The 1,629-nt window shown below is 68.4% G+C and carries 1 protein-coding gene and 1 pseudogene; one reads left to right on the top strand and one right to left on the bottom strand.

The features are described 5' to 3' along the window. Nucleotides 1–592 (top strand): annotated as a pseudogene (locus ACFVS6_RS41350) (hypothetical protein); the annotation flags it as partial. 392 nt (nt 593–984) lie between these two features. Here the strand turns inward: ACFVS6_RS41350 and ACFVS6_RS41355 are convergent. Beyond that, complete coding sequence (locus ACFVS6_RS41355; protein WP_389711695.1) at nt 985–1,473, bottom strand: Tn3 family transposase; 489 nt, start codon at nt 1,471–1,473, stop codon at nt 985–987. Between the last annotated feature and the right edge of the window lie 156 nt (nt 1,474–1,629).

Raw genomic sequence — 1,629 nt, forward strand, 5'->3', positions numbered from 1 at the left:
CGGCTTCGGCAGGACCCCGCCGGACGCAACTCCCACTGAGCCGCGCCTACCCGACGCCTCAGCGCGACCACCGGACAACGAGACACCGAGCGAGCTGCCGGATGCGCCGGAGCCTGAAACAGTCCCCGAGGAACGCCCGACCAGCCCGCAACTTCCCGACGAGCGCCCGACCACCCCGCAACTTCCCGACGAGCGCCCGACCACCCCGCAACTTCCCGAGGAGCGCCCGACCACCCCGCAACTTCCCGAGGAACGCCCGACCACCCCACAGCTCCCCGAGGAACGCCCGACCACCCCGCAACTTCCCGACGAGCGCCCGACCACCCCACAGCTCCCCGAGGAACGCCCCCTTGAGGCGCCCCAACCCGAGATCGGCATGACAAAGGGCGAAGTTGCACTGGATGTGGCGGGCATGTCCGCTGGAATCATTCTGAATGTGCTGTTCATTCAGGCCTTTGCCCGGGACATCGAATGGACGAACAGTCCGAATGACCCAAAGTGGGGAAAGGAGTACACCGATGTGACCGGTACAACATGGTATAAGAACTCCGCCGGACAATGGGGTTCCGGAGCGCGGATACCCGATGCGTGAACCAGCCACTGCCACAGGCCCCTCTCACACCGTCAGCTGTGCGGAACAGATCGGAGGCGGCGGCTTCAATCTCAGCGCGGGCCGCGGACGGGAAGACGGACCTCCGACGGGTGTTCGCAAGCACCGCCTGGTCCAGGCCGCCGTCGGCCGAGACCGAGCGGAAGACCTCCAAGTCCTCCGTGCCGAGCAGCACGAACCCCTCTTCGGTACGCGTGTCGTTGATGGCCAGCCAGTGGGCCTGCCACCCCCACTCGACGTACGCGGGGAGGGCCAGGCGGTCCGGCATCTCCGCGAGGTGGTCGACCGCGTCGGCCGGGTGGTCTCTGTGCCAGTAGAGCAGGGCCCACGGCCCCAAGTGCAGGTCCTTGTTCAGGCCCTGGGCCCAGTGACAGTCAGGGCAGTGGACAACGAGCCGCCCGTCGAAGATCCGGTCGCGGTCCTCGGCCGGACGGTGCGGCGCGGCGGTTCGGTACGCGTTCATCGGGCCTCTGCGACGGTCGGGGCGGGAGCGCCGGGGTGCGGGGACGGGGCAACTCGGCGGTCAGCGCGAGGTCGAGCCGCTTGTCCATGTCGAGCCGAAAAGTACCGTACGGGTTGATGTTCGACCAGAACAGCGCGGTCAGGCCGCGCCGGTCCTCGGCGCTCAGCTTGTTCGCCCACTTCGGTTCGGCCAGGACCTGCTGGAGCAGCAGGGTGTTGACGTGCACGAGGCTGGACTGGAGCAGGTGCAGGGCGAGCATCGAGGTCGCGGCGTGTTCCCTGTCCGGGCCGGTCAGGGCGCCGTCCTTGTCGTAGTGCAGCCGACTACCGAAGAAGAGCCTTCGCGATTCACTCCGTTCGCAATAGGGCGAGTTCAGCAGCCCTCGACCTCCGCGCCCCAATACGGTGTCCTCGCCGCCCCCGCCGCCCTGAGCGCGGCGGGGGCGGTCCCTATCGGGGATGCAGGGCGGAAGAGGGACCGGGATGACGCAGGCCGCAGTAGGCGAGCTGGATGAACGAGTGCCGGGGCGTCGTTGGACGGTGCGCCTGGACGCCGC

Origin of the sequence: Streptomyces sp. NPDC057939 (assembly GCF_042887545.1) — a bacterium.
Classification (GTDB): domain Bacteria; phylum Actinomycetota; class Actinomycetes; order Streptomycetales; family Streptomycetaceae; genus Streptomyces.